Source organism: Bradyrhizobium sp. ORS 285, from assembly GCF_900176205.1.
In the GTDB taxonomy this organism is placed as follows: domain Bacteria; phylum Pseudomonadota; class Alphaproteobacteria; order Rhizobiales; family Xanthobacteraceae; genus Bradyrhizobium.
In genome coordinates, this window is the sequence record NZ_LT859959.1 from 6438264 (window position 1) to 6462602 (window position 24339).

The 24339-nt window shown below is 66.7% G+C and carries 18 protein-coding genes and 1 pseudogene; 13 read left to right on the forward strand and 6 right to left on the reverse strand.

Going from position 1 to position 24339, the window contains the following annotated elements; all coding sequences use genetic code 11:
• The first annotated feature begins 118 nt into the window (after window positions 1-118).
• The 3 genes from BRAD285_RS28875 (at window position 119) to BRAD285_RS28885 (ending at window position 4024) form a co-directional block, all read left to right on the forward strand.
• A complete protein-coding gene (locus BRAD285_RS28875; RefSeq protein ID WP_006610583.1) occupies window positions 119-1090 on the forward strand; it encodes a peptidyl-alpha-hydroxyglycine alpha-amidating lyase family protein in 972 nt (323 codons plus the stop codon).
• A 204-nt stretch (window positions 1091-1294) separates the two neighbouring features.
• The gene (locus BRAD285_RS28880) at window positions 1295-1852 is read left to right on the forward strand and encodes an HNH endonuclease (protein WP_006610584.1); all 558 of its coding nucleotides are present in this window, start codon (window positions 1295-1297) and stop codon (window positions 1850-1852) included.
• Window positions 1853-2065: 213 nt separating this feature from the next.
• Window positions 2066-4024, forward strand: coding sequence for a bifunctional diguanylate cyclase/phosphodiesterase (locus tag BRAD285_RS28885; protein WP_006610585.1), 1959 nt, complete (start codon window positions 2066-2068; stop codon window positions 4022-4024).
• Window positions 4025-4034: 10 nt separating this feature from the next.
• Here the strand turns inward: BRAD285_RS28885 and BRAD285_RS28890 are convergent, their stop codons facing one another.
• Both BRAD285_RS28890 and BRAD285_RS28895 read right to left on the reverse strand, forming a co-directional pair.
• Complete coding sequence (locus BRAD285_RS28890; RefSeq protein ID WP_006610586.1) at window positions 4035-5315, reverse strand: DUF4010 domain-containing protein; 1281 nt, start codon at window positions 5313-5315, stop codon at window positions 4035-4037.
• A gap of 22 nt (window positions 5316-5337) precedes the next feature.
• On the reverse strand, window positions 5338-6579 hold the full coding sequence (locus BRAD285_RS28895) for an APC family permease (protein ID WP_006610587.1): 1242 nt from the start codon (window positions 6577-6579) through the stop codon (window positions 5338-5340).
• A gap of 811 nt (window positions 6580-7390) precedes the next feature.
• Here BRAD285_RS28895 and BRAD285_RS28900 point away from each other — a divergent pair.
• The 7 genes and pseudogenes from BRAD285_RS28900 to BRAD285_RS28935 all read left to right on the forward strand — a co-directional run bounded on the left by BRAD285_RS28900 (window position 7391) and on the right by BRAD285_RS28935 (window position 16397).
• A pseudogene (locus tag BRAD285_RS28900) lies at window positions 7391-8373 on the forward strand (phosphotransferase enzyme family protein).
• Window positions 8374-8554: 181 nt separating this feature from the next.
• Window positions 8555-9550 carry an IS5 family transposase gene (locus BRAD285_RS28905; protein ID WP_087877678.1) on the forward strand — a complete coding sequence of 332 codons (996 nt, stop codon included), beginning with the start codon at window positions 8555-8557 and terminating at the stop codon, window positions 9548-9550.
• A 439-nt stretch (window positions 9551-9989) separates the two neighbouring features.
• Window positions 9990-10442, forward strand: a complete 453-nt coding sequence (locus tag BRAD285_RS28910; RefSeq protein ID WP_006611744.1) for a hypothetical protein — start codon at window positions 9990-9992, stop codon at window positions 10440-10442.
• Window positions 10443-10889: 447 nt separating this feature from the next.
• The gene (locus tag BRAD285_RS28915; RefSeq protein ID WP_006611743.1) at window positions 10890-12029 is read left to right on the forward strand and encodes an RNA ligase RtcB family protein; all 1140 of its coding nucleotides are present in this window, start codon (window positions 10890-10892) and stop codon (window positions 12027-12029) included.
• Entirely contained in the window at window positions 12026-12649 is a 624-nt protein-coding gene (gene prfH, locus BRAD285_RS28920; protein ID WP_006611742.1) for a peptide chain release factor H, read from the forward strand. The genes BRAD285_RS28915 and prfH overlap by 4 nt, the downstream gene beginning before the upstream one ends.
• A 367-nt stretch (window positions 12650-13016) precedes the next feature.
• Window positions 13017-14720 carry an amidohydrolase gene (locus tag BRAD285_RS28925; RefSeq protein ID WP_035646206.1) on the forward strand — a complete coding sequence of 568 codons (1704 nt, stop codon included), beginning with the start codon at window positions 13017-13019 and terminating at the stop codon, window positions 14718-14720.
• 417 nt (window positions 14721-15137) lie between these two features.
• Window positions 15138-16397: an Hsp70 family protein gene (locus tag BRAD285_RS28935; protein ID WP_006611738.1), complete on the forward strand. Its 1260-nt coding sequence runs from the start codon at window positions 15138-15140 to the stop codon at window positions 16395-16397.
• Window positions 16398-16406: 9 nt separating this feature from the next.
• Here the strand turns inward: BRAD285_RS28935 and BRAD285_RS28940 are convergent, their stop codons facing one another.
• Both BRAD285_RS28940 and BRAD285_RS28945 read right to left on the reverse strand, forming a co-directional pair.
• Entirely contained in the window at window positions 16407-17972 is a 1566-nt protein-coding gene (locus tag BRAD285_RS28940) for a hypothetical protein (protein WP_006611737.1), read from the reverse strand.
• A gap of 167 nt (window positions 17973-18139) precedes the next feature.
• Window positions 18140-19558, reverse strand: coding sequence for a hypothetical protein (locus tag BRAD285_RS28945; protein ID WP_244422185.1), 1419 nt, complete (start codon window positions 19556-19558; stop codon window positions 18140-18142).
• Window positions 19559-19889: 331 nt separating this feature from the next.
• Here BRAD285_RS28945 and BRAD285_RS28950 point away from each other — a divergent pair, with 331 nt between their 5' ends.
• The gene (locus tag BRAD285_RS28950) at window positions 19890-20462 is read left to right on the forward strand and encodes a GNAT family N-acetyltransferase (RefSeq protein ID WP_006611735.1); all 573 of its coding nucleotides are present in this window, start codon (window positions 19890-19892) and stop codon (window positions 20460-20462) included.
• A 9-nt stretch (window positions 20463-20471) separates the two neighbouring features.
• Here BRAD285_RS28950 and BRAD285_RS28955 read toward each other — a convergent pair whose 3' ends face one another.
• Window positions 20472-21521: an alpha/beta fold hydrolase gene (locus BRAD285_RS28955; RefSeq protein WP_006611734.1), complete on the reverse strand. Its 1050-nt coding sequence runs from the start codon at window positions 21519-21521 to the stop codon at window positions 20472-20474.
• 137 nt (window positions 21522-21658) lie between these two features.
• On the opposite strand from BRAD285_RS28955, the gene BRAD285_RS28960 reads away from it, so the two are divergent.
• Both BRAD285_RS28960 and BRAD285_RS28965 read left to right on the forward strand, forming a co-directional pair.
• The gene (locus tag BRAD285_RS28960; protein ID WP_006611733.1) at window positions 21659-23209 is read left to right on the forward strand and encodes a winged helix-turn-helix domain-containing tetratricopeptide repeat protein; all 1551 of its coding nucleotides are present in this window, start codon (window positions 21659-21661) and stop codon (window positions 23207-23209) included.
• A 162-nt stretch (window positions 23210-23371) separates the two neighbouring features.
• Complete coding sequence (locus tag BRAD285_RS28965; protein WP_006611732.1) at window positions 23372-23542, forward strand: Flp family type IVb pilin; 171 nt, start codon at window positions 23372-23374, stop codon at window positions 23540-23542.
• A gap of 123 nt (window positions 23543-23665) precedes the next feature.
• On the opposite strand, the gene BRAD285_RS28970 is transcribed toward BRAD285_RS28965, so the two are convergent.
• A complete protein-coding gene (locus tag BRAD285_RS28970) occupies window positions 23666-24070 on the reverse strand; it encodes a four-helix bundle copper-binding protein (RefSeq protein WP_172889840.1) in 405 nt (134 codons plus the stop codon).
• Window positions 24071-24339 lie beyond the last annotated feature (269 nt).

Genomic DNA, 24339 nt, shown 5'->3' on the forward strand with positions numbered 1-24339 from the left:
GGGACGGATTCCACCGCACGAAGCTCACATCCTGTCGATGGCAGGCTGAGCGGGTTTCCGCCGGCGGCCGAACCCGTGTAGCCTTGCGCACACGCAGCTTGCATGGGGACAAAAGGCGATGGCTCATCTCGGGACCGGCGACTACACGTATCGCGTCGTCAAGCACTGGGCGAAGCTGCCCGAAGGCTGGGCCCTGACCGACGTCGCCTCGGTCGCCGTCGACAGCAAGGATCGCGTCTACGCCTTCAACCGCGGCGCCCATCCGATGATCGTGTTCGATCGCGACGGCAATTTTCTGCGCAGCTGGGGCGAGGGCCTGTTCAGCCGCGCGCACGGGCTGTCGATCGATGCGGACGACAATCTCTACTGCACCGATGACGGCGACCACACCGTGCGCAAGTGCTCTGTCGACGGCAAGGTGCTGCTGACCATCGGCCTGCCGGAGCGGCCCACGCCGTTCATGAGCGGCGAGCCGTTCAACCGCTGCACCCACACCGCGCTGTCGCCGTCCGGCGAGATCTACGTCTCCGACGGCTATGGCAATGCGCGGGTTCACAAATACACGGCCGAGGGCAAGCTCATCAGGAGCTGGGGCGAGCCGGGATCCGATCCCGGACAGTTCAACATCGTTCACAACATTGCGACCGATGCCGATGGGTTTGTCTATGTTGCCGACCGTGAGAACCACCGCGTCCAGATCTTCGATGGTGAGGGCCGCTACGAGACGCAGTGGAACAACCTGCACCGGCCCTGCGCGCTGTGCGCCTGCGGCGCCAAGCGCAAGACCTTCATCATCGGCGAGCTCGGCCCGGGCCTGCCGGTGAACCTCAACGTTCCCAATCTCGGACCGCGGCTGACGATTACGCATTCCAGCGGCAAGCGGCTGGCGCGACTCGGCGGCGAGCACGGTCCGGGCCTGCAAACAGGGCGTTTTCTCGCGCCTCATGGGCTCGCGATCGACAGTCGCGGCGACATCTATGTCGGCGAGGTCGGCGTCACCAATTGGAGCACGAGCTTTCCCGGCCAGCCGATGCCCGCCGAGGTCAACATCCATCGCTGCCTGCAGAAGCTGGAGCGGGTGCCGGCCTGAGGTCCCTTCTGCAACTGAGTTGCACTGCGGCGGAGCGTGGCACCGCCATGCTTTCGACGCGCTTTGGACCGACCTTCGAAAGGCGGGAGAAGTGATGTCAAACCATGTGTCAAGCCATTCTTGGGGCTTCACAATCCCGTCACGCTGCATGTAGTATGTGAGGGCATGCTGCTTCGCAGCCGTTATGGAGGCCAGGAGCGTTACTTGAACGCACATGTCTCGCAAGGCGGTTGGCCGGTGTTGGTGCTGAACGCGGACTTCCGGCCGCTGAGTTATTACCCGCTGTCTCTCTGGTCGTGGCAAGACGCGATCAAGGCGGTGTTCCTCGATCGCGTCAACATTGTCGAGTACTACGACAGGGCGATCCGAAGTCCATCGTTCGAGATCCAGCTGCCCAGTGTGGTCTCGCTGAAATCCTTCGTGAAGCCGTCGACGCATCCGGCCTTCACCCGCTTCAACGTCTTCCTCCGCGACCGCTTCGCCTGCCAGTACTGCCACTCCGGCGACGACCTGACCTTCGATCACGTCATCCCCCGCAGCAAGGGGGGCCAGACCACCTGGGAAAACGTCGTCGCCGCCTGCTCGCCCTGCAATCTGAAGAAGGGCAATCTGACGCCGCAGCAGGCCAAGATGTTCCCCAAGCAGGCGCCCTACGCGCCCACCGTCCACCAGCTCCATCGCAACGGCCGGCTGTTCCCGCCGAACTACCTGCACGACAGCTGGCTCGACTATCTCTATTGGGACACTGAGCTGGATCCATAGGGGATTGCAGCGTCCCGCTCGTTCGATGGCGCCTTTGCCGCCATGCTGCTCGTCTGTCGCCCGACGACCGGCGACATCCGGGCCGTCAACCCTAAGCGGTATTATCCGGCGGATTAACCCGGCCTTAGGCCCCTGTTCAGCATGCTCTCGCGCAAGGGCCGTCGACAGGGCTGGCTCGCTCCCATCATCGATCGACAGGGCCATCCGCTTCGCATGCAGACCGCTTCCACCGACACCAAGGCGGCGGCGCTTGCGAAGGCCCAGGCGGCGAGCTCGCTGCAGAACATTGCCCTGACGCTGTTCGCCAACGTCGCCATCGCGATCTCGCTCGCGCTGCTGATCTATCTGCGGGAGGGCAGCACGCCGATCCTGTGGTGGCTCGCGGCGGCGGTGGCCTTTGCCCTGCTGCGGGCCGGGTGGGTCTCGCACCTGAAATCCTCGGGAAAGATCGAGCGCCATCCGCACCGCGTGCTTCGCGGCCTGACGATCATGGCGTTCGCCAGCGGAGCGTTGTGGTCGGTGGTCCCGCTCGGCCTGCCGGTCTTCACCCAGGCCCACAACGTCAACGACGTCGTCTTCATCATGGCCGGCACGACGACCGGCGCGATCATCCAGAGTCTCGCTTATTCGCCGATGGCCATCGCCTTCGGCGCGCCGCTGATGGGCGCGACGGTGCTGCGCATGCTGCTGTCCGGCGGCGACGTCGGCTACATCGTCGCCGCCGACATCGCGTTCCTCACCGTGATGCTGTTCCGCGCCGCCCGGCTCGGCGAGCGCAATTTCATCGCCAGCCACAGCACGACCATCGCGGCAACGGAGCTGGCGGAATCGCTCGCCTCGGCCAATCATACGCTCGAGCGCCTGGTGCGGATGGATTCGCTCACCGGCCTCGCCAACCGCAGCCACTTCCGCACGGCAGCGGGCGCGGCCTGCGCCGCCGGCCATGGCGTGGCGTTCGTGCTGTTCGACGTCGACAACTTCAAGACCATCAACGACACGCGCGGCCACGATGCCGGCGACCGCGTGCTGCAGACCGTCGCGGCGCTGCTGCGGTCCGCCTGCGGCGACGATGATCTGCCGGTGCGGCTCGGCGGCGACGAGTTCATCGTCGTGCTGCAAGGCAAGGACTGCGCCGCCCGGGCCGTGGCGCTGGGCGAGCGGCTGATAGCGGCGCTGCTGCGGCCGGTGCTGATCGCCGGCCAGCCCTTGAGCGTCAGCTGCTCGATCGGCATCGCCGCGCAGGCCGACGGCGCCATCGACATCGAGGAGCTCTCCGCCCGCGCCGACGCGGCGCTGTATCGCGCCAAGGACGACGGCCGCGCCTGCATGCGGGTGTTCGACGACCGGATGCAGTCGGCGCTGACGATGCAGCGCCGGCTCGACGTCGAGCTGGCGACCGCGCTGGCGCGGCGCGAGCTGCATGTCGAATTCCAGCCGCAGGTCGCAATGGCAACCCAGGAGGTGATCGGCTTCGAGGCGCTGCTGCGCTGGAAGCACCCCTGCGCCGGGATGATCCCGCCGCCGGACATCGTCTCCGCCGCGATCCGGCTGCGCCTGTCCGGCCAGCTCACCGAGTTCGTCGGCGAGCGCGCCTGCGCGTTCCTGCGCGCGCTCGACCGCAAGAAGGCGCATGGCATCCGCGTGTCGGTCAACGTCTCGCCGCGCGAGTTTCCGATCCATTCTCCGGCGCAGACGCTCAAGCTGGTCACCGAGCGCTATGGCGTCGATCCCCGGCGGATCGAGATCGAAGTCACCGAGGAGGCGATGTTCGATCCCAAGCGCTGCGCCGACGAGCTCAAGCTGATCGACCAGCACGGCTTTGCACTCGCGATCGACGATTTCGGCGTCGGCCATTCCTCGATCGCCAATCTGATGGCGGTGGAGATCGACACCGTCAAGATCGACCGCTCCTTCATCGACGGCATCGCCGGCAATCGCCGGGACCAGCAGCTCGTCGCCGCGATCACCGCCGTGGCGCTGCCGCTCGGCCACCGCATCATCGCCGAGGGCGTCGAGCGCGAGGAGGACGCGCAGTGCCTGCGCATGCTCGGCTGCTCCTACGGCCAGGGCTGGCTGTACGGCAAGCCGATGAAGGAGGACGATGCGATCGCCTGGCTGGTCCAGCACCGCAACGCCGCCGCCACCGTCGAGCCGCTGCCGCGCAGCGCCTGAGCACGCCCCGTCATGGCTGCAGCAGATGGGCAAGGTTTGGTGCAAAGGCGCCGGCCCATGCGGCGGCGATGACCAGGACGAGGCCGGGGATCAGCCGCAGCGCGAAGGACGAGCCGCCGCTGGTCCAGGCCACCACGATCTTGCTGATCGTGTTGGCCGACAGCGCAGCCAGGATCGGGACCACCGCGTCAGCCGCGCCGATCTTGCCGGACGCCACCAGCGTGGCCGCAGCGACCGCCGGCGCGTGCGTATCGACGAGACCGGCGACGGCCGCGCTCACCACCAGGCCGGCTTCGCCGAACGCCTCGCGCAAGCCGGCTGACAGCACCAGCACCGCCGAGATCGTCAGCGCCAGCAGCAAAGCGCCCGGCAGGCTGAAGGCGTGTCCGGGCGGCAGGTCCGCCGCGCCGCTCTGCCGCAGTCCGATGATCGTGAAGATCGCGCCGTAGACCACGGCGGCGGCGCCGGCGCACAGCAGCGGGATCAGCAGCGACTGCAGCGCCGGCAGGCTGGTGGCCGCCAGCACCGCCGCGAGCTGGACGATGGTCGCGACGGTGGACAGCGTTGCGCCGGCGGCCGCGGCACCGCCGAGCTCCGGCGCCTTGCGCGCCCGCGCGCCCATCGCGCCGATCGTGACGGTGCTGGAGACGAAGCCCGAGGCAAAGCCGGAGACCGCGAGCCCCCCGCGCGCGCCGAGCAGCCGCATCGAAATGTGTCCGGCGGCACCGATCGCCATCATCAGCACGACCAGCATCCAGATGCTGCGCGGATTGAGCGCCCCGAACGGACCGACCGGCTGATCGGGCAGCAGCGGCAGCACCACGAGCGTCGCCGCGGCGAAGATCAGCCCGTCCTTGAGCTCGCTCTCGCTGAGCACCGAACGCACGAAGCCGTGCAGCGCCGGCCGCGCCGCCAGCAATACGGCCAGCACGACGGCGACACCTGCGGCCAAGGCAGGCCGCTCGGTGGAGAGGCCGCCGAGGAGCACGGTCAGGATCAGCGCCGTCTCCGATGTCAGTCCGGGATCGTCGCTGCGCGAGCGCAGATAGGCGATCGCGGTCAGACCCATGATGCCAGCCGCGACGACTGCGAGCAGCAGCTTGCCGCCGGTCAGCATGCTGATCGCGCCCGCCAGCGAGGCCGCGGCGAAGGTGCGCAGGCCGGCTGGCGAGCGCCCCGGCCCCTCGCCCTTGCGGCGCTCGCGCTCGAGCCCGATCAGCAGGCCGATGCCGAGCGCGACGGCGATCGCGACGATCTCGGGGCTGCGGCTCATGATCTCCGGCATCGACATGGTCCTGAAGGTCCCCTGCTGCTCACGGCGCGACGAAGGCGCTGACGATCATCAGCACACAGGTGACGAGACCGAGCGCGGGGATCCAGAGCGGGACGCGCACATGGGCGACCTCCGATCCGATGTGCCGGATACGAATGCGCAGCAGACACAGATTGACGATGGCAAAGATGGTCAGCGTCACGAGCGAGGTTCCCTCCGCCAGCCGCTCCAGCGGGAAGGCCAGCGCGAGCACGGCCACCGCCAGCATCACCAGCCCGGTCGCGATCAGCGGCGTGCCCGTGCGCGGGTGGACGCGGCCGGCGATGCGCGGCAGGTCGCCCTGCTCCGCCATGCCGTAGACGACGCGCGCCGTCATCGTCATCTGGGCAAGAACCGTGTTGAGCGTGGACACGACCGCAATCGTGCTGAATGTCGCCGGACTGATGCCGGCCACGGCGTTGAACACCAGGCTGAGCGGCGCCGGCGAGGTCGACAACACGCCCGGCGGCACCGCGCTGACCGCAATCGCTGCGATCAGCACATACAGCACCGCCGTGATGAGCAGCGTCAGCGCCATCGCGCGCGGAATGTTTCGCTGCGGATTCTTCGCCTCTTCGACGACATTGGCGAGATCCTCGAAGCCGACGAAGGCGAAGAACGCGAGCAGCCCCGCAAAGGTGATGCCCGAGAGGGCTCCGAGCTCGAGCGGCGGCGGCGTCAACAAGGCCGGCGCGAACGAGACTCCGGAATAGACGGCCGAGACCACGATCCACACCAGTCCGCCGGTCTCGATCAAGGTCAGCAGGCCCGCCAGCATCACCGATTCCAGAATGCCCCAGGAGGCGACGACGCCGAGCGCGACCACGATCGCCATCGCGATCAACGGCGTCGGCAGATCGATCAGTTGCCGGATGTAGCCGGCCCCGCCGAGCGTCACGGCGGCAGCGGCGATGATTCCCGTGGCGAGCCGCAACGCGCCCGTGGCGGTGGACAATAGCCGCGACTTGAACGCGGCCCTCACATAGGCTGCCTCTCCGGCGCTGACGGGATAGCGCGTCGCGAGCTCGGCGTAGGAGGCGGCGGTGAACGCCATCACGAACGCCGCCAGCGCAAACGCGAAGGCCGAATAGCTGCCGGCATGACCCGCGACCGCGCCGATCAGGACATAGATCCCGGCCCCGACGGTGACACCCGTCCCGTAAAGGACGAGCAACGGAAGCCCGAGCCGCCGCCGCAATCCGGAAGGAGGCACGATGTCAGTCTGCGGCACCACGAGGTCCATTCTTCATCACGACGAGCGACAGATGTTGTAGGGGCTTAGATGACCGAACGCGAGCGCTCTTGATCCCGGTCAATCGGGACCATGCACCCGAAGTCAGCGTCGGCGGCATTCGGCCGCCCGCCGCTTCATCGCGGACGATGCTCACCTGGGCATGCCTTCGCGCTCTCGCCGCTCCATGAGCCCGAGCTGTGCTGATCGATCCCCTCTCGCGTAACGAGAGGGTGCAGGGAAGACCGAGCCTCGGCTGAGGCCCGTGGCCCTCGTGCGGAGAAAAGTGCACGGGGCAGGAACCACAGGATCAGCCGGACAAGACCCGGCCTTCCCTGCGCGATGGTTGGAACGGCTGCTCCGCGCTCTCCCCGGGGACCGGCTTGTTTGCCCCCGTCATCGGCAACGACGCACGATTGTCACCGCACGAACGTCATCGCAAACTTGACGCCAGCTTCGGGGCGCCAGGACCACACGGCTTGACCGTCCGCGAGCTGCCAGTCGTCTTGCGCATCAGCGCACTGACAGGCCCGCGGCCACCACTCCCCGCCCCTACGTATCGTGACGACGCGTACGCCCCTTGCATGGGACGGGATGGGCGGAAGATAAGCATAGATTCCGAAAAAGCGAAACATGAATATTTTTCGCCGAGGCACTGGACAGCGACGGCTGATTGCGCCGGATGCCACGTGATTTGGGCGACGGGCAGCGAGGGACAACCGGCAGACGCCGTCGTCCGCCAACGGCGAGTGCGCGCGGTAGCTTCCCTCACGTGCCGCAGCGGCTTAGGATGCCCTCGTCCTCACGTTCCGGAATACGCGCCGTGGCTGACTTCGAGCCGATCTACACGACGAACGATACCGAGAGCGTCGGCCGCTTCGTCGCAAAACATTACGCGCTGCCAGAGCCGCTCACCTGCCGCCTGATGAACCGCGGCTTCAACGACGTCTATCTGATCACTGCGGCCAGCGGCGACCGCTACGTCCTTCGCCTGTCGCAGCACCGCGCCCGCGGCCCTGCCGATGTCCGCACCGAGACCGACTTCCTCGCGCATCTCGCGCGCTGCGGCGTGCCGGTCGCCCCCGCGAGTCCGGCTCGCGACGGAGCGCTGTTCGTGCACGGCGAGGCGGCGGAAGGCTCGCGGGAAGGCGTGCTGTTTCACGCGATCGAGGGCCGGGCCCGGACGTCGCCTCGCCAAGCGATGCGCGCGCCAACGGCGTGACGCTGGCCAGGATTCACGATGCGGCGTCGTGCTATCGCGCGGAAGCGCCGCTCTACCGGCTGGATCTCGATCATCTGCTGCATCGGCCGCTCGCGCGCGTTCAGCAGCTCTGCCGCCTGATCGATGCCGACGACGGCGGCATTCTCCAGGACATCGCGGCCCGCACCGCCGCCCGGATCGAGGCGATGCAGGGGCTGACGTGGACGCATTGTCATGGCGACTGCCATGGCTTCAATGCGCGCATCGCCGCTGACGGCACAGCCGTGTTCTTCGACTTCGACGACGGCGGCCCCGGCTATCTGGCCTACGATCTGTCGGTCTTCCTGTGGGCGAAGCTGTCGTTCGGCCGGCGCTTCCATGCGGCGTGGCACGCCTTCGTGGACGGCTACCACTCGGTCCGCCCGATCTCTGCCGCGGACCTCGAAGCCGCTCATGCCTTCGTGATCGTCAGGCACATCTGGCTGATGGGCGAGCAGGCCAGCCGCTCGCCCGAGTGGGGCAGCGAGAACATCCGCTGGGTGACGCAGCAGCGTGACTTTCTCGAAGGCTGGGAGGCGGCGCAGCTCACCGCCCGGCTGTTGTGATCGCGAAGGGACGGATGGATTGAACCATATGGCTTCGAGGGCCGACGCATGATCCGGCACTCAACGCAACGAGCGAGCAATCGAGCGTGCTGCGCGATGCAGCGCCCTCTCCCCTTGCTAGGGCTTTGCGCAATTGCAGCTTCGTGATTCGATGATTTTATCGTGAGTCGGGGCGAAAATCATGGTCGAGCGCAATGTCGGACAGATGAGCCTGGCGGACAGCTTGGTTCGTAAGTCGCGAAGCAGCATCCTGGACGAAGTCGGCGCTGTGGTGGACTGGGCGCCGTTGCGGTCGCTGCTCGGCAAGCGAGGTGGCGACGGCGCTGGTAACAGCAGCTATCCGGCGGAGGTCCTGCTGCGGTGTTTGCTCGCCGGAATCTGGCACAATTTGTCCGATCCGGCGCTGGAAGCTGCCATTGCGGACCGTCTGTCGTTCCGTCGCTTTGTCGGCCTCAGCCTGCACGACCGCACGCCGGATCACACCACGCTGTGGCGGTTCAGGCAGGAACTTGCCAAGGATGGACTGATTGAGAAGATATTCGAGGAGATCAACCGTCAGTTCGAAGCCAAGCATCTGATCTTGAAGCAGGGCACCCTCGTGGATGCCTCATTGATTCCGGCTCGTGCGAGACCGCCTCGAAAAGCGTCCAAAGAGCGAGAGGAGACCTCGCCAAAGCCCTCTGTCGACCCCGATGCGAAGTGGGGAAAGAAAGGCAAAAAGAGCGTGTTCGGCTATAAGATCCACACCGGCGTGGATGCGGGTCACACGATCATTCGCCGCATTCATATGACGGATGCCTCGGTCACGGACACCAAGCCCGCGGATCGGCTGTTCTGCGGTGACGAGAAAGCGGTTTATGGCGATCAGGCTTACTACACCCATCGCCGGCATGCGCGCCTGAAGAAGGCTGGCATCAAGGACCGTTTGATGCACCGGGCGAACAAGCATCACGCACTTACAGCCCGGCAAAAGCAGCGCAATAAATTGATCGCAAAGGTCCGCGCAGAGGTTGAAAGACCCTATGCGGTTCTCAAGGAACAATATGGTCTGCGGCGCATGCGCTTCTTCAATTACACGCGCAACAAGGTCCAGGTTGTTCTTGCTTGCTGTGCCTACAATCTACGTCGCGTCGCGGGTATCCTATCCTCACCACGGGAGAGGCATGCCTGCGGATGAAAAATCATGGGGATGGGCACGCAGAATGCCGCCATAGCAGCCGGTCTCGGCCAAACGACAGAGGCCGACCGCCTTCAAAAAAGCCCACGAGGCTAGATCAGCCTCAATCACCTCTTTGCGCAAAGCCCTCCTTGCGGGAGAGGGCATCGATGGCCCATCCCCTTGCGCGGTTGGGTGAGGGGTATCTCTCGGCAAGAGAGGCTCGCGGAGAGATACCCCTCACCCAACCGGGGTTGTAGCTCTGTCCTACATGCCCTCTCCCGCAAGGGGAGAGGGCGCATCCATCTGCACCTGCTGATCCAATCAGCGCTACCGTCGTTTGTTTGTATGGCAGTGATAGCTACCTAGCGGAATGCGTCAATCACGACGCGGTGGTTCCGGTGAGCCCAGCAATCTTCCGGATAAAACCGAACGGGCGGCGACTTCGGAGATTTTGGCAGTGACAGACGCATTAACTCGCTCCCGCCGGCTCGGCTCGATCGGCAGCGTGGTCGGACTGCTCGCGCTCGTTGCAGCGATCCTGCCGCACTGGGTGCTGCCGGCGATCGATCCGCCGCCGCCCATCGACAAGGTCCTCGTCGACGTCGGACATCGCGTCAAGGACCGGCTGGTGGCGCGGATCAAGGGCGTCGACTACCAGGCGCCTGTGCGCGAGCGATCGTGGACCGACCGGCTGCACCAGCAGCTGCCCTTGGCCGCGGTCTCGCTCGGCCTGCTCGCGATCATCCTCGGCGTCGTCGGCCAGCTGCGGCGCGAGGAGCGTCACATCGCGGCGATGGCCACGACCTTGGGCGGCTGCGCGATCGCCGTCCAGCTGTCCTTCGTGCTGATGGGCGTTCTGATCGTGGTGGCGATCATCTATTTCATCGGCGATTTCCTTTCGCTGTCCTGATCGCGGGATGCGCGTACATCGACTTGCTTGCCGCAGGCGACGCGCCTCTTCGTCGATCGAGATCTTTCAACCTCATTGCGAGCGCAGCGAAGCAATCCAGGATGGTGGGTGGGACTCTGGATTGCGTCGTCGCTGCGCTCCTCGCAATGACGGAGAGGGACCGACCATCATACACAGATGACCCATTCGTGTCCTGAGCGTCACAGCGCGACAGCGATTGAATTCCGCACATTGCCAACGGCATCATCCAGTGATTAGTACGCGGCCGGCGTCGAGCATTCCGCTCCGCCGCATGAGGAGAGAGACGATGACTGCGATCATCCGTTGCTCCGCCAGGAGCCGCCGGGCCTGATCCTCGCGTGAGGCGGGGTGTGGTTCGGCACGCGTGCGTTCGCGCGCGCTGTCAGTCCCAGACTACATCTCCCTGTCTTTCTCCAAGGTACCCACATGGGCAATTCCCATCACGTGGACGGCCGTGCGCCGGTCCACGGCTTCTACTCGTCCAGCTCCTGGATCGAGGGCGCCGCCGTGCGCCAGCTCGAAATGGTGGCTGATCTCGATGGCGTGCGCGCGGTCGCCGGCCTGCCGGACCTGCATCCCGGCAAGTTCGGTCCCGTCGGCTGCGCCATTCTCGCCGACCACATCCATCCCGGATTCGTCGGCTCCGACGCCGGCTGCGGCATGGCGCTGTATCAGCTCGATCTCGCTTCCCGCCGCATTCGCGTCGACAAAGCGGCCGACCGGCTGCGCGATGTCGCCAAGCCGTATGACGGCGACATCGCTGGCGAGCTTGCAGCGCATGAGCTCGCGCCGTCCGACCTCGACGCGTCGCTCGGCACGATCGGCGGCGGCAATCATTTCTGTGAATTGCAGGCCGTCGAGCAAGTGTTCGATGAAACGGCCGGCATCGATCGCGATCGCGCTTTCCTGCTGGTGCATTCGGGCTCGCGCGGCCTCGGCCATGCGCTGCTCGAACGGCACGTCGCTGATGGCCTGAAGCCGCTCGCGCCTGATAGCGCGGAAGGCCAGTCCTATCTCGTGGCGCACGACCATGCGCTGCGTTGGGCACGGCTCAACCGCGACGTCATCGCACGGCGTGCGGCATCGGCGTTGCGTTGCGAGGCAGATCCGGTCTGCGAATGCTCGCATAATTGCGTGGTCCATCGCAGCGAGGGCGTGCTGCACCGGAAGGGCGCGGCGCCGTCCGACCAGGGGCTCGTGGTGGTGCCGGGCTCGCGCGGCGCACTCTCCTATTTGGTCGCGCCGCTTGCCACCGCGCCAAAGGAGGCGCTGTGGTCGATCGCGCACGGCGCGGGACGCAAGTTCGACCGGTCGTCGATGATCGGCCGGGTCGGTGCCACCCGATCGGATCGCGAGCGGCTGGCGCGCAATCCATTCGGCGGCCGCGTGATCTGCGAGGATCGCGCGCTGCTCGCGGAGGAGGCGCCGGAGGCCTACAAGCCGATCGCGGGTGTGATCGCCGATCTCGAAAGCTTCGGGCTCGCGCGCGTCGTGGCCAGCTTCCGTCCGCTGGTGACGGTGAAGAAGATCGCGGTCGAACGGCGGCACAAGGAGGACCGCCGATGAGACGGCTCCTCCTCACCTCGGGACGCGGTCCGGCGGAATGCCGGATCGCGGTCGCGCATGCGCTCACCCGGCTCGCAGCCGAAGCGGAGGCTGCGGATTGCGATTGCGCGATCGCGCCAGGAGAGGCGGATCGTCACGGCCCGGCCAGCGCTGTTGTCGTGCTGGACGGGCCGGGCGCCGACGCGCTCGCGCAGCGCTGGACCCGGGGCTCGCTGCTCTGGGTGTGCCGCAGTCCGCTGCGGCCGCATCACGGGCGCAAGAACTGGTTCATCGGCGTGATCGATCTGCCGCTGCCGCCAATGGTGCCGGCATTGGCGGCGGCGGACATCAGGTTCGAAAGCTTCCGCGCCGGTGGTCCGGGCGGCCAGCACCAGAACAAGACCGAGAGCGCGGTGCGCGCCGTGCATCTGCCGAGCGGCCTCACCGCGATCGCCCGCGACGGCCGCTCGCAGCATCGCAACAAGGCCCTGGCGCTCGCCCGTCTTGCGGCGTTGCTGGACGGTCGCGCACGCGTGGTCGAGGCTGGCGAGGCGCGCCTGATGCAAGCCGCGCATGACCGCGTCGAACGCGGCGCAGCCGGTCTGCGCTTCGAGGGGCCGGCGTTCAGGCCCGCAGGGTGACAGAGGAGCGGCCAGGGAACGATCCCTTCCTGGCCGCCCCACGCCGCGCGAACACCTGCGCCCCTCGCTTACGGGCTAGCTCCTTGGAAGGCCAGAATTTTGCGCTCGTCTGTCTCCACGCCGTCATGGCCGGGCTTGTCCCGGCCATCCACGTCGTTCGGCGCACCGGGAACGACGTGGATGCCCGGGTCAAGCCCGGGCATGACGGAGAAACTAACTCGCAGCTTTCTTCGTGGCGCTGACTCTTAACGAGCTACAAGCAGCCGAACTAATCGCCGGATTATTGGACCGTTTCGATGTGTACGGCTATCATCTAACAAGAACGGCCAAATGTTCAATTAATGAACGAAACAATCCGGAGGATGGAATGCTCTGCAGATCGACGGCGCTCGCGATGCTCAGTGTGGGACTCCTGCTCGCAGGCCCGGCGCCTGCGACAGCTCAGCAGGCAGACGTCAACGCGCCCGATCTCGTCCTCGTCAATGGCAAGGTTCTCACCCTGGACGAGCAATCCAGCGTCACCGAGGCGATCGCCGTGCGAGACGGAAAGATTCTCGCGGTCGGAAGCAGCGCGTCGATGCGGGCGCTCGCCGGAGCGCGCACGCAGGTGCTTGACGTCTCCGGCAAGACCGTCGTTCCAGGATTGATCGATACGCATGCGCATTTCAAGGCGGCCGGACTTGGCGACTATGTCGTCATCATGGGCCGGGCGAAGACGGTCGCGGAGGCGCTCGAAGCGATCAAGGCCTTCGTCGCCAAGAGGAAGCCGGGCGAGTGGATCGTCGGCGGAGCGTGGCACCCGCCGTCACAACTCGCCGAGAAGCGTTATTTGACCAGGCAGGAGATCGACAGCGTCGCGCCTGATAATCCGGTCTATCTGCGCACCGTCGGACACTTCTCGATGGCGAATTCGATGGCCTTGCAGAAGGCCGGCGTCGACAAGACCACCGCCAACCCGGACGGCGGCTCGTTCGAGCGCGACGCGGCCGGCGAACTGACCGGCCTGCTCGTCGAGACCGCGATCGAGCGGGTCGAGAAGGCTGTTCCGCCGTGGACCGACGAGGATGAAATCCGGCAGTTCACGATTGCCGAGCGCGCGCTGAATAGTTTTGGGATCACGAGTGCAATAGAAGGCGCGACGGAAGCGCGCGACATCCGCACCTTGCAGAAGCTCGCCGCGTCCGGACAGGCGACGCTGCGGACGGGATTGATGTACAGGCCGGAGCCGCCCGCCGATCTCAACGCCTGGGACGCGATCATCTCGGGGAATGGCGCCTCGTCCGGATTCGGCGACGACTGGGTCAGGTTTGCCGGCATCAAGATCTTCTACGACGGCGGCATGACGCTGAAGACGGCGCTGATGCGCGACGTCTATCCGGACTCCCACGACAGCTACCATGGCATCGCGCAGCAGACGCCCGAGCGGCTGGCGCAACTCGTCTCGATCTGCAATCGCAACGGCTGGCGGGTGGGCGTGCATGTGGTCGGCGATCTCGGCATCGACCAGGTGCTCGACGCCTTCGAGGCGGCCGACAAGGAAAAGTCCATCCGGGATCGTCGTTTCGTTCTGATCCATGCGAGCCTGATCAGGCCCGAACAGATGGAGCGCGCGCGCAAGCTGGGATTAAGGGTCGACTTCCAGAACGTCTTCATGTGGGACAAGGCCGCGACCGTCGAGCGATTCCTGGGGCGGCCGATCGCCGATCGCGCCGTGCCGACCAGGACGCTGATCGAGACGATGGGGCTGGACAACCTCGGTGCCGGATCCGACTTTCCCGTCAACCCGATCAATCCGTTCCTCAACATGTACATCATGGTGACGCGGAAGGACCCGAGCGGGAAGGTCTACGGCGCTTCGGAGGCGATCAGCCGCGAGCAGGCGCTGCGCCTCTACACGTCTGCCGCATCGCGCTACACGTTCGACGAAACGCGAAAGGGGACGATCCAGCCGGGCAGGCTCGCCGATCTCACGGTGCTGTCGGCGGACTACATGACCGTGCCGGACGAGCAGATCAAGGACATCAAGGCCGATATCACGCTCGTCGGAGGCAAGATCGTATTTCAGCGCTGACGAGAGCCGTTGGCGTCGTGGCAAGCCACGATCGAGAAGGTGCCTCCGTCGTCGTCGCCACCTTCTCTGCTTTGCGCCGGTCATCCTCCTCGACAGTCGGACTTTTGCGACCGTCTGCCTCCCCGTCGTCATGGCCGGGCTTGTCCCGGCCATCCACGTCGTTCAGCGCCCGGGGAGCGACGTGGATGCCCGGGCCTTCGCCGCGACGAAGCGGCTTCGGCCGCGCAGGCGGGACAAGCCCGGGCATGACGGAGAAACTAACTGGCAGCATCCTTCGCGGCGATGCCCCCCTGCGTGCCGAAGGAGCCATGCGCCATCTGAGGCATCTTCATGCCGGCCATGCCGCACCTTCGCACATGACATTGCGCTGCGAAACGGCTAAGCGGACCGCCCCCCAGGACATCAGACGAGACGAGCATGGCGGCAGCGGCCCATTGCGGCATCGACTTCGGCACTTCGAATACGACGGTCGGCCTCAGCGATCACGCCTCCGCGCAGCTCATTCCGCTGGAGGGCGAGCAGCGCACCCTGCCGAGCGCGATGTTCTTCGATTTCGAGGATCACGGCGTGCAGTTCGGGCGCGCGGCGATCGATCGCTACCTGACCGGCCATGACGGCCGCTTCATGCGCGCGCTCAAGAGCATTCTCGGCACCGCGCTGATCCACGAGAAGACCTATATCCGGCAGAAGGCGGTGCCGTTCTCCGGCATTCTCGGCTTCTTCTTCGCGCATCTGAAGACGCAGATCGAGACCCGGCTCGGCCATGAGGTCAGCCAGGTCGTGCTCGGCCGCCCCGTGCGCTTCGTCGACAAGGACGACGCCGCCGACGCCGAGGCGCAGAGCGCGCTGGAGGGGATCGCGCGCGACCAGGGCTTCAAGCACATCGCCTTTCAATACGAGCCGATCGCGGCCGCGCTCGACTATGAGCAGCAGGTGAACCGCGAGGAGCTGGTGCTGATCGTCGACATCGGCGGCGGCACCTCGGACTTCTCGATCGTGCGCGTCTCGCCGGAGCGGCGCGGCAAGGCTGACCGCGAGGACGACATCCTCGCCAATGGCGGCATCCATATCGGCGGCACCGATTTCGACCGGTTGCTGAGCCTCAAAAGCGTCATGCCGCATCTCGGCTATGGCAGCTTCACCGCCGACGGCAAGCGCGAGCTGCCGACGGCGTACTACCACGAGCTCGCGACCTGGCATCGCATCAACCAGCTCTACAAGAAGGGCGTCATCCACGAGCTGCGCCAGATCCGCTACGAGGCCGAGCGGCGCGACCTCGTCGACCGCTTCATCAAGGTGGTGGAGGAGCATCGCGGCCATACACTCGCGATCGGCGTCGAGCAGGCCAAGATCGCGCTGACGTCGGCGAAGTCGCTGACCTCTGTGCTGTCCGAGAAGGACGAGTGGGCGCGCATCAAGTTCACGCGCAAGGATTTCGACCGCGCGATCGCCGATTCCGTCGAGCGCGTCGTCCGCACCGTCACGACGCTGCTGGATGACGCCGCGGTCGAGGCCGCCGCCATCAACACGATCTTTCTCACCGGCGGCTCGAGCATGGTGCCGGCGTTGCGCGAGGGGATCCTGAAGCTGTTTCCGGCAGCACGCGTCGCCGAGACCGACCTGCTCGGCAGTGTCGGCATCGGGCTGTCGCTCGATGCGCGGCGCAAGTTCAGCTGAAGGCTCCTCTCATTCAGGGGCGGCTGTCGCAACCGCCCGCGCCGTCCGCTTCGGCGCGCTCTGAAGCTGGGCTCGCGCCGCTGGCTGCGGCGCGGCGGACGCCGCGTCAACGCTGCGGACGGGGGCGGGCTTTGCGCGCGGCCGGGCACCAACCGCTCCGGTCCGTCCCAGCTCTCCCGCCCGGATGATGCCCCACGGCCCCGCATTGGCCGGAGACGGCGAAGGGCCCGCACCGGCTCGCTTCGCGCGCTGGGTCCGCGGCAGCTCGGCACGCGGCGCCGGGGCGGCTTCCGCAGGCGCCTCCACGCGGGACGTGACCTCCAGTGCGACGGGCTGGACCTGCGCCCCGACCAGGAGCGCCGGCTCGAGTGCAACGGCCGGAGCGACCGGCGCAAGCGACGCGGCTTCCGGCGCGGTTGCGTTCACGATCGGCTCGTCGGGCAAGGTCACGAGAGCCGGAGCGAGGACCGCAGCAGCTTCGCGCGGCGCGTCGGTGGTATCGTCGGCCAGCCCGAAAAACAGATGGCTCGGCAGCAGACACCCCGCCACCGCCAAGGCGACGGCCACGCTCGGACCAAGCGCGGCCTTCATGGACAGGGCCGGGGCCGGCAGCGCGTTGCCGGCGCGCTTGGCGATGTCGACAGTGGCGACCGCAATGAAGGCCGCAAGACCGAGGCTGCCGCCGACCATCGGCAGGACCGTCGATGCCTGCACCAGAACCACCGCGAGGGTCAGCGCGGCCACGATCGGCTGCAGCAATCCGGACAGCCGCTGCGGCGACGACATGCCGAGGAAACAACCTGCATAGTAGGCGTCGACGAGACAGCGCTGGTCCGGCCAAAGCGCCTGCATGATCGCCATGCCGGCAAACGCCAGCGTGGCCGAGACGAAGGTGCGCGCTGCCCGCCCCGCGTCGGCGACATGCGGAAGCCGCTGGATGAAAAGGGTCAGGAACGTGCCGGCGAGACAGGCCGCCAGAATCGCGAGCGAGCCGTCAAGCTCCTGGTCGAACTGAGTGAGATGCCTCAGATGCAGCGTGTCGCCTTGCCCGGCGAGCCACGGCCCGAGCGTGACGAACAGCAGCGATCCGAACGCCGCCAGCACGCCCAATCGTCCGCCATAGCCTTCCAGCAGCACGACACGCCGCCGGATTTCGATCGCGGTGAAGATGCAGAACAGCAGGCCACAGAAGATCGACAGCAGATAAAGCGACGATTCCTGCGGCAGTCCGGTGCGAGCGACGCTGTCGCTGAGCTGTGCGATCGGCGTCATGCCGCTGAAGCTGCCGCCATAGACCGAAGAGGAAAATGTGATCGCGGCGAGATTGCCGGGAGACGCAATGACCAGGCCGGCGCACAGCACGACCGTCACCGCCGCCGAGGCGAGCGCGGGCGGCAAGCCCAACGCGCTCAGATGCAGCGTCGCGAAACAGCCGAGACAGGCGCCCGCAAAGGACACCAGGAGTGCGACAGAGAGATCGTAACGCCGCGCGTGCGGACGCGGCTCGAACAGGACCGGCAGGCCTGTTCGCCATGGCGCGGAGTCACATGGTGCGGACTCAGAAGCCTGCTGCATCAACGAACCACCCCCCGTGTGGATCGACCGGGGCCCCGATCTCGCCGTCACCGCCGGACGAGACCCCTCAGCACCGCTTTGTGCACGATGAAGTGAAAACATGGCGAAACACGAGCGGCCGTGTGGCCGCGGCGCGTTATCGCCGCAAAAAGGCTCACGCTCTGCCGTCACGGCCCCGCGAATGTGGACGGATCGGGCGTCCACTCCGGCGCAGGCTGCACATCCTGGCGAGCCATGATGCGCGGCCGCGGGGCCACGCGTGGGACCACGCGCGCCTGGCTGCGCTTGGGCAGCATCGCCGGCACCGCACCCGCCTGGCCATAGCGGTCGACACGCCGCTGCGGCTCCGAGGACATCGGCAGGGGCGCGACGGCGCTGGGTTCCCCGGACCGGCCTCCGCCGTCCGGCCGCAGGATCTGCATCGGAAGCTCCGGCACGCCAGCGTTGGCCAACGGAGCGTCGGGCAGAGCGCCCTCTTCTCTTGCGTGGTCGACCGGTGGCGACTGGGGCGCGGGCGGCGCAACCGACAGCGGTGAAGCGGCCGGCTCGACGCGCGGCTGTTCGAACAGCAGCTCGCTCGACATCAGCATCGCGGCGATGGCCAGCGCGGCGAGAACACCTCGCGTCCACGCGATCATGGTCTGCCGCGGCGATTCTCCGGCTTCGATGAACAGCCGCACGCCGGCGTCGACGAACAACACCGAGACGAAGGCGACATAGCCGAGGCTGCCGCCGACCGCGGGAAGGATCGGCGCGGTGAGCATGAGCAGAGCCGCGAGCAGGACCGCCGCCGCCATCGCCTGCAGCAGGCTGCGCAGCCGGCGCGACGACGACATGCCGAGGAAGCAGCCGGCATAATAGGCGTCGAGCTCGGAGGCGTTGTTGGGCACGAATTGCAGCAGCAGCACAAGGCCGGCGAACGCCACCGTCGCCGCGACGAAGATGCGCACCGCGCGCCGCGATCCCGCGACCGGTGCCCAGCGCAGCGCCGCCATGGTCGCCAGCATGCCCACCGTGCACAGCAGGAAGGTGATCGCGGCCGCGACGAAGCCGAGCTCCGGCACCGGCCGGCGTGCGATCGGAAACAGCTCGCCCTCCGGGCCGAGCATCGGCGCCAGGCCGACGAACAGGAAGGAGGCGACAGCCGCGAGCGCGCCGAGCCGTCCGCCATAGCCGCGCGCCAGCCCGCCGCGCAGCCACAGATCGAGCGCACAGGCGAGACAGAACATCAGGCCGCAGAACAGCGAGAGCAGAACGAAGGCCGCATCGAGCGGCAGGCCGGCGCGGATGACGCTGGCATTCAGCAGCACCACCGGGGTCATGCCGACGAAGCTGCCGCCATAGGCCGATGAGAAGAACGTGCCGGGCACGAGGTCCGCCGTCCGCGTCAGGATCAGCGAGGCGCATAGCAGCAGCGCGGCCGCTGCCGAGGCGACCAGCGGCGACAGGCCGGAGGCGCTGAGATGCAGCGTCATCAGGCAGCCGAGGAAGGCGGCGATCAAGGAAGCCAGCGGCGGACAGCCGAGCTGAAACAGCTCCGAGCCGTAAAAGGGGATGGGCCGGCTCAGCTGCCGTGTGCGCCACATGTGTGGATCGAACGCACGCTGCGCCTGCGACCCACGCGACCGATGTCCCGCCGTCCCGCGATTCATTCCAACACCTCATCGGGCGCAACCCTGGGCCCGTCCCGCCTATGATACCTCTAGCGGTTGTACACACGCTGCATCCCTGCATTTGCGTGTGCTCGATTAATGCACTGCAATGCAGCGTTGTGAAGACGTTTGGTTCCATTGCTGGAAAGAAACAATTCCGTAACCTTAACGGCGGTCGGATCGCCGTAATATCAATGACATGGACATGGCATGGTCGGGCGCAGACGCCGCTTGCCCGAAGTCGTGTTTAACGGCAACATCCGGCATGCTCACGCCCACGTTGCATACCGCGCGCCTGGTCCTGCGTTCGCTGGCGCTCAGCGACGCCCCCGCGATCCAGCGCCATTTCGACAATTGGAACATCGTCCGCAACCTCGCGGCCACCGTGCCGTGGCCCTATCCGCCCGACGGCGCGGAGACCTTCGTCAGGCTGCAGCTCGACAGGATCGCGGCCGGCGAGGAGATCTACCAATGGGTGCTGGTGCTGCGCGACGGTGACGGCGAGGCCATCGGCAACATCCACTTCCGGCCGCGCCTGCAGTCGGCGAAGGGCCATCGCGGCTTCTGGCTCGCCGAGCCGTATTGGAATCGCGGGCTGATGAGCGAGGCGATCGGGGCGGTGAACGACTTCGCCTTCGGCCCGCTCGGTCTCGATCAGTTCACCGTCTGCAACGTCGCGAGCAACGTGGCCTCGCGCCGGGTCAAGCAGAAGACCGGCGCGGAGTTCACGGGCTTCATCACGCTCGCGCACCACAATGGCGAGACGCGATCCGAGCAATGGGTGGTGCGGCGGGAGACGTGGCTGCAAGGCCGGCGCGATCGCGCCACTCCCGCCTGAACCACAGCGCTACGCCTCCGCCACCACGTCGATCACCGCCTGCGCAAAAGCCTGCGGCGCTTCCTGCGGCAGATTGTGGCCGATGCCCCCGGTGACGAGGCGATGCTCATAGCGGCCGGTGAACTTCTTGGCATAGGCCTCCGGTGCCGGATGCGGTGCGCCGTTCGCGTCGCCCTCCATCGTGATGGTCGGGACCGCAATCGTGGGGAAGGTCGCGAGCTTCGCCTCCAGCGCATCATACTTCGACTCGCCCTGCGCGAGCCCGAGGCGCCAGCGATAATTGTGCACGACGATGTCGACATGATCCGGATTGTCGAAGGCGGCAGCGCTGCGCGCGAAGGTCGCGTCGTCGAACGCCCATTTCGGCGACGCGGTCTGCCAGATCAGCCGCGCGAAGTCGCGCCGGTTCTTGTCATAGCCATCGCGGCCGCGCTCGGTGGCGAAATAGAACTGGTACCACCATTGCAGCTCGGCGGCCGGCGGCAGCGGCTGGCGGCCGGCCTGCTGGCTGCCGATCAGATAGCCGCTGACCGAGACCATGGCCTTGCAGCGCTCCGGCCACAGCGCGGCGATGATGTTGGCGGTGCGTGCGCCCCAATCATAGCCGGCGAGCGTCGCGCTCTTGATGCCCAGCGCATCCATCAGCGCAATGATGTCGGCGGCGACCGCCACCGGCTGGCCGCTTCGCAAGGCGGTCGGCGACACCAGTCGCGTGGTGCCGTAGCCGCGCAGATGCGGAATGATGACGCGATGGCCGACGGCCGCCAGCGCCGGAGCAACGTCGGCGAAGCTGTGGATGTCGTAGGGCCAGCCGTGCAGCAGGATCACGACAGGACCATCGCCGGGCCCTGCTTCCGCATAGCCGATGCTGAGCTCGCCCGCGGTGACCTGCTTGATCGGACCGAGCGCCGTCGTCGTTCCCGGCTTGATCGCCGGCAACTTCGCTGAAGTGTTGACGCTCTGCGCCCCCGCACCGTTGGACCCGAGCTGAAGCGCCGCGGCGGCGGTTCCAGCCAGAGTGAGGAAGCGGCGACGGCTGGGTTGAAAGGGATCGCGCATGGCAGGCTCCTGGTTGATCTGGCGCGACCGTGCCTGATCCCACCTGCCCGCGCTTGGAGACGACATTGATTTTTCCTTGAGGCCGGCTTGATTTCGAGCCGCACCGCGTGAAGGTTGCCGAGCTCCCGAGGCGGCCGATGGCAACGCATGTGCTGTATTCCTTCGAAGATTGCGTGCTGGATCCCGGCCGCCGCGAGCTGCGCCGCGGCGAGCTCCTCGTCGCGATGGAACCGCAGGTGTTCGACCTGCTCGCGTTCCTGATCAGGATGCGCGAGCGCGTGGTCAGCCGCGACGAGGTTCTCGCCGAGGTGTGGGGCGGCCGCATCGTCTCCGAGGCGACGCTGGCGAGCCGCATCAGCGCGGCGCGGAGCGCGATCGGCGACAGCGGCGAGGCGCAGCGGCTGATCCGCACCATCCCGCGCAAGGGACTACGCTTCGTCGGCGTGGTCCGCGAGGAGGCCGATGCGCGTGAAGCGCCGACGGCTCCCACGGCGCGGATCGACGGTCCGTCGATCGCGGTGCTGCCTTTCACCAATATGAGTGGCGATCCCGCCCAGGACTACTTCGCCGACGGCATGGTCGAGGACATCATCACCGCGCTCTCCCGCTGCAGCGGGCTCGCCGTGATCGCGCGCAATTCGTCCTTCACCTATAAGGGCAAGGCGATGGACATCCGCGAGGTCGGGCGCGAGCTCGGCGTCGGCTACGTGCTGGAGGGCAGCGTCCGCCGCGCCGGCGAGCGGCTGCGCATCAGCGGCCAGCTGATCGACGCCGTCTCCGGCGCGCATCTGTGGGCCGACCGCTTCGATGGCGATGTCGGGGACATGTTCGCGCTGCAGGACCGCATCACTGAGCGCGTCGTGGCCATCATCGAACCGACGCTCGAGCTCGCCGAAGGCGAGCGGCGCCGCGCATTGCCGCAGCCCGCGGCCTATGACCTGCTGCTGCGCGCCGCCAGCCTACGCGACGCGTTCACTCCGGACAGCCTGAAAGCGGCGATCGCCTGCCTCGACGAGGCGCTGGCGCTCGATCCCACTTATGCGCCGGCCATGGCCGCGCGCGCCTACGGCCAGGCGCTGCGGCATTTCCAGGGCTGGAGCGACCCCGGCGAGGACTATCGTGATGAGGCTGTCGCGCTGGCCTGGCAGGCGACCGAGCGGGCGCCCGGCGATGCGCAGGTGCTGTGGATGGCCGCCTTCGCGATCTGGAACATGGCCGACGACATCACGCCTGCGCGCGAACTGTTCAAACGATCGCTCGCGATCAATCCGAATTCGGCGATGGCGCTCACGATGAGCGGCTGGATCGAAGCCATGGCCGGCCATCCCGCCGAAGGACGGGCGCTGGTCGAACGCGCGCTGCGCCTGAATCCGCGCGATCCGCGCGGCTGGTTCGCAGCCGGCGCGATGGCGATCTGCGCGGTCGCTGACGCGGATTTCACTGATGCGATCCACTGGGCCGAGATGGCCTTGACGCAGAACCGCCGCTTCGCCGTCGCGCTGCGCGTCCTGATCGTCGCCTTGGTGGGACGTGGCGATGTCGTCCGGGCGGCCGACATCGCGCGCCAGTTGCTCGCCGTGGAGCCTCACCTCTCCGTCTCAGGGTTCCTGAATCGGATCCCATTTCCAGTTCCGGCCATGGCTACAACCTACGCGGAAGCGCTGCGTGCCGCGGGTGTCCCCGGCTGAGTCCGATTGCGTGCAGAGGAACACGCTTCAACTGTGAATTCTGCCAGTTTCTGGGAAGTCGAGACACTTGGAGGAGCGTCGTTCACACTACCTTAGGTTCCACTCCGTAGTTTCGCGGACATTACCCGGGAGCCGAGAAACGGCGCATTGCGGAGGGGATGAATGAAGGCATTGCTTCTCAAATTTTACGAAGACGAATCCGGCGCAACCGCCATCGAATACGGGCTGATCGCCGCGGGCATCGCCCTTGCGATCATCACCATTCTCAACAAGCTCGGACTGACCCTCGAGGGCATCTTCACGACGCTGACAACAAAACTGAATGGTGGCTGATCCATCGAATTGTCTGGAATGGCGTTCTCAGGGCTGGAGCAATCCGGTCGCCATGGTCGGACGGGGCCGGGCTCTCAAGCCCGGCCTTTTGCTTTTGCACGCGTCGATGAAAGTGCCCGCGGCTCAATGCGCCATGCTGCGCCCGGCCTCCTCGCAGGCGCTCATGCAACGCCGGCAGGACTCGGCGCAGATCCGGCAATGCGCATGCATGCCGGCGTGCTTCTCGCATTCCTCCGCGCAGAGACGGCAGGCTGCGGCGCAGGCGTCGAGCATGCGGCGGATCATCTCCTGATCCGAGCCCGTCCGCCGCGTCGCAATGCGACCGGTGATGTTGCAGACGTCGGCGCAATCGAGATTGAGACGGATGCATTGCGTGAGCTTCGCGACGCTCTCCTCGCCGAGACAGGCATCCGCGCAGGACGTGCAGGTCTGGGCGCAGGAGTAGCACTCCTCGATGCAGCGGACGAGCGCATCATTGACTTGGCCGCGGACGTGCGGATGGGTTTCGATCATCTGTTGGGCGTGCATGGGTGACTCCAAGCGAGCTGGCCCCCGTGCGCGTCAATGACGATCGGCAGAGAAGGTTCTAATCGGCGCGTCGTTCTAAAGGCGCGATCTCTGCTGCAGCGGAACGGATGTGCCGTGCTTACGTTCTCCTTTAGCATGCCGGGTGACAACCGGCCGCAATGGGGAACGGCGGACGCAGCTGATTTTGCCGGTTTCTGGCTGCGACATCAACGTATCGGTACGCGCTGACGCCTAACCTGTTCCCGGCATGCATCTCATTCCGCCTTGCG